Here is a 13,469-nt window from a genome sequence, read left to right as displayed (position 1 = left end):
GGCGGGCGTTGACGAGGCGTGGCCGCCACGGGAGGATCGGGAGAGTCGGCGCCGGCCAGCGAAACGGGGTTCACCGTGAGCGAGGACCGTAGGGAAGAACCCTCAAGCGCGGACATCGATCGGCAGTTCGCCGCCATCGTCCAGGGCATCGCCGCTGACGTGGAGGCTGGGGGCCCGTTCGATCGCGTTCAGCCCGCAGGCGCCGCGAGCGAAGGCAAGCCGGGGTGGTACCTGGTCCCGCTGGGAATGCTCTGCTCGATCACGTTCTTCATGACGCTGTGTTCCTGCATCGCGGCCTATGGCTGCGTCATGAACGACGCGCGTTGGGGCACGGCCACGCTGATCAGTTTCTGCGTGGCGGTCGGCAGCGGAGTCTGCCGACGCCTGGCCAAGACCAGGTACGACCGACGCAACCGGTAGTCGGCGCCGACAAGTACCGCATCTGTTGCTTCATCCGTTGCAACCCGGCCGGACCCGCACGGAATTGCGTTGACAGCGCCGGATGCCGCTTGGAACATCGCCCCTGACCCGTCGATCCCTGATCGACCGAGAGAAACGGACTTCATCATGCGCCAACTCGTGTGCCCCGCCGTCGCCGCCGACCCGCACACGAGGAGCCATGAACCGTCCGAACTCTCCCGCCCCCGCACGCCATGACACCACTACTGCCGGCCCGGCGCCCAGCGCCCGGCAGCTCAATCTGGGCGTGGTGGCCCACGTCGATGCCGGCAAGACCAGTCTGACCGAGGCGCTGCTGCACGTCGGCGGTGCCATCGAACAGGTCGGCCGGGTGGATGACGGCACGACCCAGACCGACACCCTGTCCCTGGAGCGGCAACGGGGCATCACGATCCGGTCCTCCGTCGCGGCGTTCGCGATCGACGACGTCACCGTCAACCTCGTCGACACTCCGGGCCACCCCGACTTCATCGCCGAGGTCGACCGCTCGCTGGCGGTCCTCGACGGCGCCGTCCTGGTGTTGTCCGCCGTGGAGGGTGTGCAGGCTCAAACCATCGTGCTGTACCGGGCGTTGCGCCGCCTCGGTATCCCCGTGGTCTTCTTCGTCAACAAGATCGACAGATCCGGCGCGGCGCCCGAGCGGGTCCTTGAGGGAATCCGGAGCCGCCTGAGTCCGGCACTCGTACCGCTCGGTCACGTGCACGACCCGGGCACGGCCGCGTCCGAGGCGGCACCGTGCGCGTGGGACGACCCGGTCGAGTCAGAGCATCTGACTGAATTGATCGCGGACCATGACGAGGGTCTACTTGAGGACTGGCTCGCCCGGGGCCGATCCATCGGACCGCAACGGCTGCGTGCAGCCCTTGGCGCGCTGACCCGTGCCGGTGGTGTCCACCCGGTTCTGTTCGGTTCGGCCAGGACCGGTGCGGGCGTCCGTCCCCTGATCGAGTCCGTCATCGATCTGCTCCCCGTGGCGCTTCCCGTGGCGACCGGTGGCGACGACACACCAGCGGTGGCACAGGTGTTCAAGGTCGAACGGTCGGGAGGGCAGCGGGTCTGCACGGTGCGGATGCGTGCCGGAACGCTCGGCGTCCGCGATCGGGTGTCGCTCGGCGGTGACCGGTCGGCGACGGTGACAGCCCTTGAGGTCTTCAAGCCCGGCGGTGCCATGCGGTGCGACCGTGCGACGGCCGGTGAGATCGCCCGCGTGCGGGGCCTGGACGGTGCCCGGATCGGGGACTGGATCGGTTGCCGCCCGTCCGCCACCGCGGCGGCGGCAGCGTTGCCGGCACCGGGCTTCGAGACCAGGGTGGTCGCCCACGACCCGTCCCGGCAGGGCGAGTTGCACCGGGCCCTGTCCGAACTCGCCGACATCGACCCGCTGATCGGCCTGCGTCCCGAGCGCGGTGCCGCGCGGATCAGGATCTACGGCGAGGTGCAACAGGAGGTGCTGGCCGACACGCTGGCAGTCGAATACGGCATCGACGTCGACTTCCGCGACACCGGCGTGGTCTGCATCGAACGACCCTCCGGGACCGGCAGCGCCGCGCTGAATCGGGGTACCCCCGGCCACCTGTACGACTACACGCTCGCAGTGACCGTCGAGCCGGCCGCCCCCGGCACCGGAGTCGAACTCGCCATCGCCGCCGACCGGTCCACGCTGCCCCTGCACGTGTACGGCAACGTCGACGGATACCGGGCGGTGCTGCTGGACTACCTCCACGAACCGTTGGCCGTGGGCCCGCACGGCTGGCGGGTGACCGACGCGCGGATCACGGTCACCGACAGCGGCTATCAGCCGCCGGCGCCCCAGGCCGCAGACGTCAGGCGCACCACCGGCCTGGTGGTACGCCAGGCCCTCGAACGGGCCGGGACGACTGTCTGCGAACCCATCGACCGGTTCGTACTGGAGGCACCAATGCAGGACCTGTCCTCGGTGCTTGCCCTGCTGGCCCGCCACGGTGCCGTCCCCGATGCCCACCGGACCACCGGACCCCTCGCCGTGATCACTGGAACCCTTCGGAAGGCGGAGGTGAACGCGGTACGCGGAGGCTTGCACGGCGCGGCGCATGGCGAGGGCGTCCTCGATTCCACCCACGACCACTACCGGCCCGTACGAACCATGCCGGGCGGCTGATCTCGCGTAGCGGCGGGTGCGGTTGTGCGGCGGGCAGCGCCTCCGGGCAGGCCGCACAGCACGGAGTCAGCTCGACACGTCCTCGCGTCGCCGGCCCTCGCCGGCCGCGGCGGGGACGGCGTTGTCGATGAGGACGGCGGCGATGGCGGCGGCGGTGGGGAAGGCGTCGGCGTCGAGAACCCGGGTGCGGGCCGCGGCGCCGTCGATCAGCAGCGCGAGCTGCTCGCCGAGCTGCTCGGGGTCGGAGGCGCCGGCTTCGCGGGCGGTGTCCGCGAGCCGCGCGGCGACGGCCCTCTTGTAGTCGCGCGCGTACTGGGACGCGGGGTGCTCGGGGTCGTGCAGTTCGACGGCCGCCGCGATGTAGGGGCACAGAGGTGTGTCGGGGGAGACGTCGAAGGCGGCGAGCAGCCGTTCGCGGGGCGTGAGGTCCGTGCGGTCGAACACGCCGGACAGGACGGAGGGGTCGAACCGGCGCAGGTACTCGGCGACGAGTTCGTCCTTGCCGGAGAAGTGCTGGTAGGCCGTGCGCTTGGACACCTCGGCGGCCGCGCAGAGCTCGTTCATGCCGGTGCGGTTGATGCCCTGCTCGCGGAACAGCCGCTGGGACGCGCTGATGATGCGCTCGCGGGCGCCCCGGCCGCGGCGGCGGCCCGTGGGGCCCTTTTCCCGTTCCGTCTCCGTCTCCGTCATGGCCCCATGGTACCCGAGATGGGTAACGACCGGTGTACATAGATTGCGCGTCGGCGACCCACCCCGTACGGTAAGCACACAGGACGGTGTACTTAACGCCGTCGACCCAGGTACACACGGCATTACCGACGCAAGGGAACGACCATGGGAAAGCTCGACGGCAAGGTCGCGGTCATCACCGGCGGCACCACCGGCATGGCACTGGCCGGCGCGAAGCTCTTCGTCGACGAGGGGGCGTACGTCTTCATCACCGGCCGCCGCCAGGAAGCGCTGGACGAGGCCGTGCGGCAGATCGGTCGCAACGTCACCGGCGTCCAGGGCGACGCCGCGAACCTGGACGACCTGGACCGCCTGTACGACACCGTCAAGCGGGAGAAGGGAAGCGTCGACGTGCTGTGGGCCAGCGCGGGCGGGGGCGAGCCCGCCCCGCTCGGCGAGATCACCGAGGCCCAGTTCGACACCTGGTTCGGGCTCAACGCCCGCGGCACCCTGTTCACCGTCCAGAAGGCCCTCCCGCTCTTCAATGACGGCGGCTCCATCCTCATGACCGGCTCCAACGCCTCCCTCGGCGCCTTCCCCGGCTGGAGCGTCTACGCCGGCAGCAAGGCCGTCCAGCAGGCATGGGCGCGCGTCTGGCTCAACGAGCTCAAGGACCGCCGCATCCGCGTCAACGTCCTGACCCCTGGCCAGGTCGCCACCGCCAAGCAGGAAGAACTCTTCGACGAGGCCACCATGCGCCAGTTCGAGTCCCTCATCCCCCGAGGCCAGATGGGCCGCCCCGACGAAATCGCCGCGGCCGCCCTCTTCCTCGCCTCCGACGACTCCAGCTACGTCAACGGCATGGAGCTCGTCGCCGACGGCGGCACCACCGCCCTCTGAACCGCACACCACCCGACAACCAGGGCAGGACACCTCATGAGCAGCATCAGCATCATCGGCACCGGGAACATGGCCCGCACCATCGGAGCGCGGGCGATCGCGGGCGGCAACACCGTCGAGGTCATGGGCCGCGATCAGTCCAAGGCCGCCGACCTGGCCAAGGCGCTCGGCGGCGGCGCCACGACGGGGGAATGGGGCACCGCCCCGGCCGGCGACATCGTCATCGTGGCCCTGCTGTACGACGGCGTCGTGCCGGTCGTCGCCAAGTACGGGGAAGCTCTCGCCGGCAAGGTCATCGTCGACATCAGCAACCCGTTCAACTCCACGTTCGACGGGCTGGCCCACCACGAGGAGACCTCGATCGCGCAGGAGGTCGCCAAGGTGGCACCGGCCGGCGCCGGCGTGGTGAAGGCGTTCAACACCGTCTTCCGCCATGTCCTGGAGAAGGGGCGGTCCGACGTCTTCATCGCCGGCGACAGTACGCAGGCCAAGGGAAGCGTGGCGGCGTTCATCGAGAGCCTCGGCATGCGCCCGCTGGACGTCGGCGGCCTCAAAATGGCGCACTGGCTCGAAGGTGCGGGCGTGGTCACGGTGGGCCTCGCCAACCACGGGGTGGGGAACCTGGACTTCGCCCTCGGCGTCACCGAACTCCCCGTCTGAGCCGACGGAGTCGACGGATCCGGCGGCCGGCAGCGTCAACTCCAGCCGCGTCTCCGTGTGTTGGGCTCGCGGGGCTCCGGTGCTACTCGGGTACCGGGAAGAGCAGGCAGCTGCTGGTGGCGTGGGCGAGCAGTCGGTCGTCCGCGTCGACCAGCTGGGCCTGGGCGAGGGCGGTGCGGCGCCCGCCGTTGACCACCGTGCCGATGGCGCGAACCCGGCCCGTCTCCGCGGTGATCGGCCGCAGGAACTTCACGGTCAGATCGAGCGACGTGTACGCCATCCCCTGCGGCAGCGTGGACTGGACGGCGCAGCCCGCCGCCGAGTCGAGCAGGGTGGCGAACACGCCCCCGTGCACGCTGCCGATCGGGTTGTAGTGCTCTTCGCCCGGCAGCACGGAGAAGACCGCCCGGCCGTGCTCCACCTCGTCGAGGTCGAAGTCGAGGGTCTGGCCGATGGGCGGTCGCGGGATCTTCCCCGCCTGCATCGCGCGCAGGAAGTCCAGGCCGGCCATCTCGCGGGCGGACTGCGCGGGGATCGAGGGGTCGTCCCAGCTGTACGTACGCGTGCGTCCCACAGTCCAGCGCCTTCCGTCCGGCCGCCCTCGGCCAACCCGTCATCTGACTTTATTTGTTGAAGCTAGCCCCGCCCGCATCTGACTGTCAACGGTGAAGCCAGGGCCCTACGATGACGGGATGGAGTGGCTTGAGGCGAGCACGGAGAACTGCCCGGTCCAGCGCGCCCTGGACGTGGTGGGGGAGAAGTGGACGCTGCTGATCCTGCGCGACGCCGTCAACGGGGTGCGCCGCTTCGACGACTTCCACCGCCACATCGGGCTCTCGGAGGCCGTCCTCAGTGACCGGCTGCGCAAACTGACCGCGGTCGGCGTCCTGGAGACCGTCCGCTACCAGGAGCCGGGCCGCCGCTCCCGCAACGAGTACCGACTGACCCGCAAGGGCTGGGAACTGTGGCCCGTCCTGATGGCGCTGGGCCAGTGGGGGGAGCGCCACGCCCTCGGCCCGGAGAGCCCGGGACCGGTCCTGGACGTCCGCCACACCGACTGCGGCGCGCCGGTCCGTGTCACCGTCCAGTGCACCGCGGAGCACACGTCGCTGACCCCCCGGGACGTCACCGCCGAACTGGGGCCGGGGGCGCGCCGACGGGCGTGAGCGGGTCGGCCGTTGTGAGCGACTCTCACCGTGGGGACGGATGGTTCGGGCTGTGCCCTAACCGAGCCGCGCGCCGAGTTCCGTGGCGGCGGCGACGACGGCGTCGCTGAGGAGGGCGAGTTTGGCGTCGGCCCGCCTCGCCGGGCCGGACACGGACAGTGCACCGCAGGCCACACCCTGCCGGTTCCGTACCGGGGCGGCCACGGCGCAGAGGTCCTGTTCGCTTTCCTCCATGTTGGTGGCGTAGCCGGCCTCCCTCACCTTTTCGAGCTCGGCCTCGAGCGCCCGGCGTGTGCTCACCGCGTGCTCGGTTCCGCCGCGCAGCCGCGAGCCGGGATAGCGGCGCCGCAACTCTTCGCGGGACAGCTCGGCGAGCAGGGCCTTCCCCGCGGCGGACGCGTGCGCCGGGCCCCGCTGCCCGGTTCGCAGCCCGGCGCGGATCACCTGCTGGCTCTCCACACCTTCGATGAAGACGGTCTCGGTCCCTTCGAGGACGAGCAGATGCGCGGTCTCGGAGGTGTCTTCGACGAGCCTTTCCAGCAGGAGACGCGCCTCGTCGCGGAGGGAGACCGCCCCCATCACGGCGATGCCGAGCCTGGCCAGCGCGGGCCCAGGACCGTAGCCCTTGGTCCGGGCGTCCTGGCGGAGCAGATCGCGGGCCTGCAGGGTGGTCAGCATCCGATGAGCGGTCGACCTGGCCACCCCCAACTCGGCGGACACGTCGGCGACTCGCAACGACGGCTTGTCCACCAGCATCAACAGGATCCGCGCCGCGTTGTCGATCGATTCCACCGGGTAGGCGGCCGACACTGCCACGACCCCTCCATCTCGCCGTCGTCACCGCGACTGTTCTGGTGATTGAACTGCATTTCGCCAGCCAGAATAGTCGCCGCAGTGGCCACGATGCCACCGATGCGCGCCTCATTCGGTGTTCTGCTGAGTAGAACGCCAGCGGTTGAACGGAACACATCACCGTTGACGGGGTGCTGGAGCCGAGTTACCTTCCAGAACATGATCTGCCCTGCAGAACACTTTCTAGGAGGAGCGGCGTGACGACTTCAACGCCGTCCATCGCGGAACTCGGCCATGTGGGCCTGCGCTGTCACGACGTTGGCCGGCAGCTGGCGTTCTACAGCGACGTACTCGGGCTGACGGTCACCGACCATGACGAACGGCTCGGCGTCTGGTTCCTGTCCGCCCGGCCGGACACCGAACATCACGAACTGCTGCTGGCCGAGGGCCGGGACGCGCCACTCGGGATCGGACTCATCCAGCAGGTGTCGTTCCGCTGCGCACGCTTCGAGGACGTCCTCGGCTTCCACCGGCGCTTCCGGGAGCACGGCGTCAGGCTCGACATGATCGTCTCGCACGGCAACGCCGTCGGCGTCTATTTCTACGACCCCGAGGGCAATCGGTGCGAGGTCTACTGGCGGACCGGCCTCGTGGCACGACAGCCCTTCGTCGAGCACATCGACATCGAGACCGATCCCGAGGAGCTTCTGGACGCCATCCGGGCTTCGGTCGAGCGCCACGGCGCGACGGGCTTCACCGAGGAGAGCTACCGCGCCTGGACGCGCGAACAAGCGGCGGCGACCGATGCCGCAACGGCCAAGGAGGTGGGGCGGTGAAGTTCGTTCGTTACGCGGACGGCACGTCCTCGCGCGTCGGCGTGGTGGACGGTGACCTGGTCCGGGTTGTCGACGGTCCGGCGGATCTGCTGCCTCTCATCGAGGCGGGCGACGCCGAGTTGCTCGCTGCCGGACGGGCCGCGCTGCGGCGCGGTGCGACCGTGCCCCTGCCGGACATCGTTCCCCTGTCACCGATCGCGACGCCTCCGACCGTCCGCGACTTCTACGCCTTCGAACAGCATGTCCGGGCAGGGCGTGCCTGGCGGGGCCTCGAGATGGACCCCGACTGGTACGAGCTGCCCGTCTTCTACTTCTCCAACCCCTACGCCGTGATGGGCTGCGGGCCGGTGCCGATGACGCCGGGTGCGGAGCGTTTCGACTTCGAACTGGAGGTCGCCGCGGTGATGGGGCGCGGCGGCCGCGACCTGACCGCGCGGGACGCCGAACAGGCCGTCGCCGGTTACTGCGTGCTCAACGACTGGAGCGGGCGGGACGTTCAGCAGCGCGAGATGAAGCTGTCGATGGGGCCGGTGAAGGGCAAGGACACCGCGACGAGCCTCGGCCCGTACTTCGTGACCCCGGACGAGATCGCCGACTTCCGCGAGGGCAACGGACACCGACTCGAAATGACCTGCACGGTCAACGGCGTCCCCTACTCCCGAGCCCTGTGGTCGGACATCCACTGGTCGTTCGGCGAAATGATCGCCTATGCGTCCCGCGGCGCCGAAGTGCGGCCCGGTGATGTGATCGGCTCCGGCACCTGCGGCACCGGCTGCGTCATGGAGCTCTCCCGCACGCACGGCTCGGCGGCCTACCCCTGGTTGCGGTCGGGCGACGAGGTCGTCGCGGCGATCGAAGGTCTCGGCGAGTTGCGCAATACCGTCATCGAGGCGGCGCCGGTGATTCCGTTGCGCCGCCGCACCGACGAAGCCGCGCGCTGATGGACGCTCCCGTATCGGCGCAGGACCCCGCCAAGCTTCGGGCCGCGTTGCTGCGTGCCATGCCGATGTCCCGCATGCTCGATTACGGCATGGACCACGGGGACGCCACCCACCTGGCCAATGCGGACGTCTCCGAACCGTGGCACGAGGCCGCGACTTGCCTGGCCGAGGCGCAGTTGACCCGCGCGGAGGCGGCCGCCGACCGAGGTGATGTCGAGACCGCGGTCGCGTGCTACCGCAGGGCAACGGCCTCCCTGGTCTTCGCGCAGATGGCGTTCAACACCGACAACCAGGCCAAACGTGCGCTCTACGTCCGGCTGACCCTGGCCTACCAGGCCGCGGCCGGGCTCGACACCGAGTTGTCCGTGGAACGGCTGTCGATCCCGTTCCGGCAGCGCCACTGCACCGCCTGGTTCGTGCGTCGCTCCGGCGCCCGCCCTGGCCCCACGGTGGTCATCGTCGGCGGGCAGAGCGGTTGGGGCCCGGCCTTCCATCGGCAGGCCGAAGCCCTGGCACGGCGGGGGCTGTCCGCCGTCCTGCTCGAGGCGCCGGGCCAGGGTGATACGCGCATGACCGGCGGCCTCCACCTCGACGGGCACGTCGACGGAGCCTTCAGCGCAGCCCTCGACGCCGTACGTGCTCGTACCGGCTACGACGGCCCGTACGGGGTATGGGGAAACAGCTTCGGGGGACTGCTCGCCGCCCGCGCCGCGGTGCACGACGGCCGCTTCGGCGCGTGCTGCGTCAACGGGGCCACCGCGAAACCGGAGCCACTGCCGTTCCGGACCGCGCGCGAACAATCGCGGGCGCTCCTGGGCGTCGACACCGACGACGAAGCCGCGGCCGTCTTCCGCACCCTGTGGCTCGACCCGGCGGTCGACCGCACGAACGCCGCGTTGCTCGTGCTGCACGGCGGCAACGACCCGCTGGTCACCCTCGACCAGCAGAAGGTGTTCCTCGACCTGTCGGCGCATCACACCCTGCGGGTCTGGGACGACGGCGAGCACACCATGTACAACCACGCGGCCGAGCGCACGGAGTTCGTCTGTGACTGGTTCCGCGCCCAGCTCGGCCGCGCGTGATCCACGCGACCACGCACAGTCAACTCCCCGTATCTGAAAGGACATTGAGGTGACCATGAAAGCCATCGCACTCCCGCGCTACGGCGACGCGGACGACCTGGAGCTCACGGAACAGCCGACGCCGGCGGTCGCGCCCGGGGAATTCCTGGTTCGGGTCAAGGCAGCCGGAGTGAACCCGGCCGACGAGAAGATCGCCGTCGGCAATCTCGACGGCATCATGGTGACCCACTTTCCCCTCATACCGGGCTTCGAGATGGCCGGCGTCGTCGAGGCCCGCGGTTTCGGCGCCACCGAGTTCGAGATCGGCGACGAGGTGATCGGCTTCGTCCTCAAGGACTGGGCGCAGAACGGCACTTACGCCGAACTCGTGTCGGCCCCGGTCCGTACGCTGGCACGCAAGCCGGAGTCCTGGGACTGGCCGCATGCGGCGTGTCTGCCGCTGAACGGGCTGACGGCCTACCAGGCCATCAAACGCATCGACATCGGCGAGGGCGACACCGTCCTGATCCACGGGGCCTCCGGTGGCGTCGGCACGCTCGGTGTGCAGATCGCGGTCACCCGGGGCGCTCATGTCATCGGCACCGCGAGCGAGCGCAACCACGACTACCTGCGTGAACTCGGCGCCACACCCGTCACCTACGGAGAAGGGCTGGCCGACCGGGTGCGCGAGCTCGCGCCGGAGGGCGTCGACGCGGCGCTCGACTTCTACGGCGGGGACGCGGTGGCCGTCTCGCGGAAGGTCTTGAAGGATCCTGCGCGGGTGGCCTCCGTGGCCGACATCAACGCTCCCGAACAGGGTGGTCAATTGGTGTGGGCGCGCGCGAACGCCGACGAGCTGACGGAGGTGGCCGCGCTCGCCGAGTCCGGGAAGTTGTCCGTCCCCGTGCATCGCACCTTCCCCCTGGAGCGGGCCGCCGACGCCTGGCGGATGCTCCACGCGGACAGCCGCACCCGCGGCCGGGTCGTGCTGGACCTCGAGGGCAGGCACGCATGAAGCCTGCCGATGCCCCTCGCACATCCACCCTCACGCCGGATGCCGTGGACGCGGACGTCCTCATCATCGGGTACGGCCCGGTCGGCCAGACCCTGGCTGCGCTCCTGGGGGCGTCGGGGCACCGCGTACTGGTGTGTGAACGGCGGGTCGGACGCTACGAGACACCACGGGCCGGACACTTCGATCACGAAATCATGCGTGTCTTCCAGTCGTTGGGCATTGCCGACGAAGTACGGCGCATCGCCGAACCGGCTCGTGTGTATGAATTCCTCGATACCGACGGAAGCGTGCTCTCTCGGCTGCCGAGGGAATGGGCCGCCCCCTCCGGCTGGGACGCGTCGTACCACTTCTACCAGCCGGAACTCGAGGATGCCCTGGACGCGGCGGTCCGCGGGGCATCCACGGTGGACGTCCGTTTCGGCGCGGAGCTGGTCGACCTGCGCCAGGAGGCCGAGCACGTGGTGGTGACGTTGGCGGACGGCGGTGTCGTCACGGCTCGTTACGTGGTCGGGGCGGACGGCGCCAACAGCGCGGTCCGCACGCTCTGCGGCATTCCGACGGAAGACCTCGGGTTCCGGGGCGACTGGCTGGTCGTCGACGTCCGGCCGCGGCCCGGCGCCCCCACCCCGGACATCCCGGACACCGGTCAGGTGCTCGACCCCGCGCGGCCGAACCATATGGGCCGGGTGGCTCAGCGGTACTTCCGCTGGGAGTTCATGCTCGTCGAGGGCGACGATCCCACCGAGATGGTGAAGCCGGAACGCGTCTGGGAGTTGCTCGGGCCCTGGATCGGCCCGCAGGAGGGGGAGTTGATCCGGCAGACCGTCTACCAGTTCCGATCCGTCGTGGCCGATACGTTCCGCCACGGGGCGGTGCTGCTCGCCGGCGACGCCGCTCACGTCATGCCGCCGTTCCTCGGACAGGGCATGAGCTCCGGCATCCGGGACGCCGCGACCCTCGGCTGGATGCTCGACCTCGTGCTGACCGGCGCCGCCGACCCGAAGCTCCTTGACCTCTACACGCTCTCGCGAAGACCACAAGTCGTCGACTACATCGAAGAGTCGGTGCGGGTAGGGACCGTCGTCTGCGAGACCGACCCCGTTCGTGCGGCGCGACGTCGTGAGGAGATGCGTTCGGCGGCCGAACTTCCGCCACCGTTCGAGCCGCCTGTCGGCGCAGGCTTCCGAGACGGACAACCGCTGGCCGGTCACTTGGCCGTACAGCCCCTTCTGCGTACGAGCAGCGGGAAGAGCGAGCGGTCCGACGACGTGCTCGGCCGCGGGTTCACCCTGTTCAGCCTGGTCGAACCGGACGCGGCGACGACCGCGGCCGTCGCGGAACTCGAGCGTGCGATCGGGCTGCGTTCCGTGCTGCTCGGCGCCGAGGGGGTCCAGGAGGAGGGCGAGGCGCTGAGTGACTGGCTCAAGGAGGCCGGTGGCGTGGCCGTGCTGGTCCGCCCGGACTTCTACGTCTTCGGCACTGCTACCGGACCCTCCGAGATCGTGGATCTGCTCGCCTCGCTTCGCACGAGCCTGTCACTGGTGTAGCGGCGTGACACCTGCCCGCACGGCGACCGACGACAGCCCGGACCACACGACACACGGAGGGACCCCATGCCGAAGACGCACAACGGAATCCACTACGAGGAGCGGGGAGACGGGCCTGACTCGATCGTGCTGCTGCCCGGCCTCGGGTGCTCACTCGACTGCTGGTCCGAGGTGGCACCCCTGCTCGACGGCCATCGCCTCGTTCTCATGGACCTGCCGGGCCACGCGGGCTCGCTCCACGCGCCCGCCGACGGATCGAGCCTCGCCCGGATCGCCGAAACGGTGATCGACGCCTGTGACGAGCTCGGCCTCGAACGCTTCGCCCTCGTCGGTCTCTCCTTCGGCGGCGCGCTCAGCGTGCGCATCGCTCTGGACCGGCCCGGCCAGGTGTCCGCGGTCATGGCGCTCATGCCGTGGAACGCGGGCGGTACCGAGGCGGGCGACCCCGTCATCGAGGGGTTCCACAGGTCCTTCCGCGACGTCGAAGCCATCACGAAGGCCATCGGGTCCATCTCGCTCGACCCGACCAGAACTACAGACGTCGTGCACACCATGACGAGTGCTGTCACCGAGCAGTTCTGGCGCAGCTGGCTCGGACCCGGTGGCGGTGCCTACACGAGCATGTACGAGGAACTGTCCGGGATCGCCGTGCCGGCGTGCTACGTCATCGGCGGCAGAGACACCATCGCCCCACAGGACAAGTTGATCGCCGACGTCCGTGCGATGCCCGGGGGCCGACTGGTCTTCCTGTCGGACGCAGGGCATCTCGCCCCGTACGAGTCTCCCGAACTGGTCGCCCGGGAGATCCGCGAGTTCATCGGCCGCTACGCGAACACGCCGTCGCCCCGCCCACGATGAGCAGGGTTCAGCGCGGCAGGAGCCGCATCGTGGTGGAGGACGCCTCGGGGCTCGTGATGGCCTGGATGATCCGGGCCGCGTAGTGGCCGTACTTGCTGCGGTAGGCGTCGTCCACGTGTCCGTTCAGCTCGGGGTCCGCGTCCAGGATGGTGACGTCCTTGTCGGCGCCGGCGGCCTCGACGCGGCCTTCCTGCCGGACCCGCGTGGAGCGGTACCAGTCGGAGCCCGGCCCGTTCACCGACCGTACGTAGATGCCGTCGCCCACGCGCACCACCCAGATGGTGCGCGGTGTGCTCAGTTCGCCGTCCCGCCGCAGGGAGGCGATCTCCAGTTCCTCCGCCTCGCCGATCCTGTCGAGTTCATCGTCCGTCCACTCCACCGGCATCTGCTGATCTCCTTCGCATGGGCGGGCGCGGGGGCGCCGTTGC

Annotated in this window: 15 protein-coding genes; 11 read left to right on the top strand and 4 right to left on the bottom strand. The window is 69.9% G+C overall.

All coding sequences use genetic code 11. The features are described 5' to 3' along the window. Positions 1–75: 75 nt before the first annotated feature. Positions 76–420: a hypothetical protein gene (locus tag ACOKM3_RS06285; protein WP_426897770.1), complete on the top strand. Its 345-nt coding sequence runs from the start codon at positions 76–78 to the stop codon at positions 418–420. 199 nt (positions 421–619) lie between these two features. Then, positions 620–2,596 carry a GTP-binding protein gene (locus ACOKM3_RS06280; protein WP_426897768.1) on the top strand — a complete coding sequence of 659 codons (1,977 nt, stop codon included), beginning with the start codon at positions 620–622 and terminating at the stop codon, positions 2,594–2,596. Positions 2,597–2,662: 66 nt separating this feature from the next. Here the strand turns inward: ACOKM3_RS06280 and ACOKM3_RS06275 are convergent, their stop codons facing one another. Continuing rightward, positions 2,663–3,286 carry a TetR/AcrR family transcriptional regulator gene (locus ACOKM3_RS06275; RefSeq protein ID WP_426897766.1) on the bottom strand — a complete coding sequence of 208 codons (624 nt, stop codon included), beginning with the start codon at positions 3,284–3,286 and terminating at the stop codon, positions 2,663–2,665. A 144-nt stretch (positions 3,287–3,430) separates the two neighbouring features. Between ACOKM3_RS06275 and ACOKM3_RS06270 the strand changes: the two genes are divergently transcribed. Both ACOKM3_RS06270 and ACOKM3_RS06265 read left to right on the top strand, forming a co-directional pair. Continuing rightward, positions 3,431–4,165, top strand: a complete 735-nt coding sequence (locus ACOKM3_RS06270) for an SDR family NAD(P)-dependent oxidoreductase (RefSeq protein ID WP_426897764.1) — start codon at positions 3,431–3,433, stop codon at positions 4,163–4,165. A 36-nt stretch (positions 4,166–4,201) separates the two neighbouring features. After that, the gene (locus ACOKM3_RS06265) at positions 4,202–4,825 is read left to right on the top strand and encodes an NADPH-dependent F420 reductase (protein ID WP_426897762.1); all 624 of its coding nucleotides are present in this window, start codon (positions 4,202–4,204) and stop codon (positions 4,823–4,825) included. Between the two features lie 82 nt (positions 4,826–4,907). On the opposite strand, the gene ACOKM3_RS06260 is transcribed toward ACOKM3_RS06265, so the two are convergent. After that, entirely contained in the window at positions 4,908–5,399 is a 492-nt protein-coding gene (locus tag ACOKM3_RS06260; protein WP_426897760.1) for a PaaI family thioesterase, read from the bottom strand. Positions 5,400–5,517: 118 nt separating this feature from the next. Between ACOKM3_RS06260 and ACOKM3_RS06255 the strand changes: the two genes are divergently transcribed. Then, positions 5,518–5,991, top strand: coding sequence for a winged helix-turn-helix transcriptional regulator (locus tag ACOKM3_RS06255; protein WP_426897758.1), 474 nt, complete (start codon positions 5,518–5,520; stop codon positions 5,989–5,991). Positions 5,992–6,048: 57 nt separating this feature from the next. Here ACOKM3_RS06255 and ACOKM3_RS06250 read toward each other — a convergent pair whose 3' ends face one another. Further along, positions 6,049–6,807 carry an IclR family transcriptional regulator gene (locus tag ACOKM3_RS06250; RefSeq protein ID WP_426897756.1) on the bottom strand — a complete coding sequence of 253 codons (759 nt, stop codon included), beginning with the start codon at positions 6,805–6,807 and terminating at the stop codon, positions 6,049–6,051. A 233-nt stretch (positions 6,808–7,040) separates the two neighbouring features. Here ACOKM3_RS06250 and ACOKM3_RS06245 point away from each other — a divergent pair, with 233 nt between their 5' ends. The 6 genes from ACOKM3_RS06245 to ACOKM3_RS06220 all read left to right on the top strand — a co-directional run bounded on the left by ACOKM3_RS06245 (position 7,041) and on the right by ACOKM3_RS06220 (position 13,041). Next, on the top strand, positions 7,041–7,619 hold the full coding sequence (locus ACOKM3_RS06245) for a VOC family protein (protein ID WP_426897754.1): 579 nt from the start codon (positions 7,041–7,043) through the stop codon (positions 7,617–7,619). Next, entirely contained in the window at positions 7,616–8,560 is a 945-nt protein-coding gene (locus tag ACOKM3_RS06240; RefSeq protein ID WP_426897752.1) for a fumarylacetoacetate hydrolase family protein, read from the top strand. Before ACOKM3_RS06245 ends, ACOKM3_RS06240 begins: the two co-directional genes overlap by 4 nt. Then, positions 8,560–9,642: an alpha/beta hydrolase gene (locus tag ACOKM3_RS06235; RefSeq protein ID WP_426897750.1), complete on the top strand. Its 1,083-nt coding sequence runs from the start codon at positions 8,560–8,562 to the stop codon at positions 9,640–9,642. The genes ACOKM3_RS06240 and ACOKM3_RS06235 overlap by 1 nt, the downstream gene beginning before the upstream one ends. A 55-nt stretch (positions 9,643–9,697) precedes the next feature. Further along, positions 9,698–10,636 carry an NADP-dependent oxidoreductase gene (locus tag ACOKM3_RS06230; protein ID WP_426897749.1) on the top strand — a complete coding sequence of 313 codons (939 nt, stop codon included), beginning with the start codon at positions 9,698–9,700 and terminating at the stop codon, positions 10,634–10,636. Next, positions 10,633–12,183, top strand: coding sequence for a bifunctional 3-(3-hydroxy-phenyl)propionate/3-hydroxycinnamic acid hydroxylase MhpA (gene mhpA, locus ACOKM3_RS06225; protein ID WP_426897747.1), 1,551 nt, complete (start codon positions 10,633–10,635; stop codon positions 12,181–12,183). Before ACOKM3_RS06230 ends, mhpA begins: the two co-directional genes overlap by 4 nt. Positions 12,184–12,249: 66 nt before the next feature. After that, positions 12,250–13,041 carry an alpha/beta fold hydrolase gene (locus tag ACOKM3_RS06220; RefSeq protein WP_426897745.1) on the top strand — a complete coding sequence of 264 codons (792 nt, stop codon included), beginning with the start codon at positions 12,250–12,252 and terminating at the stop codon, positions 13,039–13,041. A 7-nt stretch (positions 13,042–13,048) separates the two neighbouring features. On the opposite strand, the gene ACOKM3_RS06215 is transcribed toward ACOKM3_RS06220, so the two are convergent. After that, positions 13,049–13,426 (bottom strand): DUF2255 family protein, encoded by a 378-nt coding sequence (locus ACOKM3_RS06215; protein ID WP_426897743.1) that lies wholly within the window; start codon positions 13,424–13,426, stop codon positions 13,049–13,051. Positions 13,427–13,469: the final 43 nt, after the last annotated feature.

The sequence above is a fragment of the Streptomyces nidicola genome (genome assembly GCF_050106155.1).
In the GTDB taxonomy this organism is placed as follows: domain Bacteria; phylum Actinomycetota; class Actinomycetes; order Streptomycetales; family Streptomycetaceae; genus Streptomyces.
Note: the sequence above shows the minus strand (reverse complement) of the source record. Positions and strands in the feature narration are given on the sequence as shown.

Bases quoted from the DNA above. Each gene is read 5' to 3' on its own strand.
- ACOKM3_RS06280 (WP_426897768.1), top strand. From the start codon at position 620: ATGAACCGTCCGAACTCTCCCGCCCCCGCACGCCATGACACCACTACT.
- ACOKM3_RS06275 (WP_426897766.1), bottom strand. From the start codon at position 3,286: ATGACGGAGACGGAGACGGAACGGGAAAAGGGCCCCACGGGCCGCCGC.
- ACOKM3_RS06270 (WP_426897764.1), top strand. From the start codon at position 3,431: ATGGGAAAGCTCGACGGCAAGGTCGCGGTCATCACCGGCGGCACCACC.
- ACOKM3_RS06265 (WP_426897762.1), top strand. From the start codon at position 4,202: ATGAGCAGCATCAGCATCATCGGCACCGGGAACATGGCCCGCACCATC.
- ACOKM3_RS06255 (WP_426897758.1), top strand. From the start codon at position 5,518: ATGGAGTGGCTTGAGGCGAGCACGGAGAACTGCCCGGTCCAGCGCGCC.
- ACOKM3_RS06235 (WP_426897750.1), top strand. From the start codon at position 8,560: ATGGACGCTCCCGTATCGGCGCAGGACCCCGCCAAGCTTCGGGCCGCG.
- ACOKM3_RS06230 (WP_426897749.1), top strand. From the start codon at position 9,698: ATGAAAGCCATCGCACTCCCGCGCTACGGCGACGCGGACGACCTGGAG.
- mhpA (WP_426897747.1), top strand. From the start codon at position 10,633: ATGAAGCCTGCCGATGCCCCTCGCACATCCACCCTCACGCCGGATGCC.
- ACOKM3_RS06220 (WP_426897745.1), top strand. From the start codon at position 12,250: ATGCCGAAGACGCACAACGGAATCCACTACGAGGAGCGGGGAGACGGG.
- ACOKM3_RS06215 (WP_426897743.1), bottom strand. From the start codon at position 13,426: ATGCCGGTGGAGTGGACGGACGATGAACTCGACAGGATCGGCGAGGCG.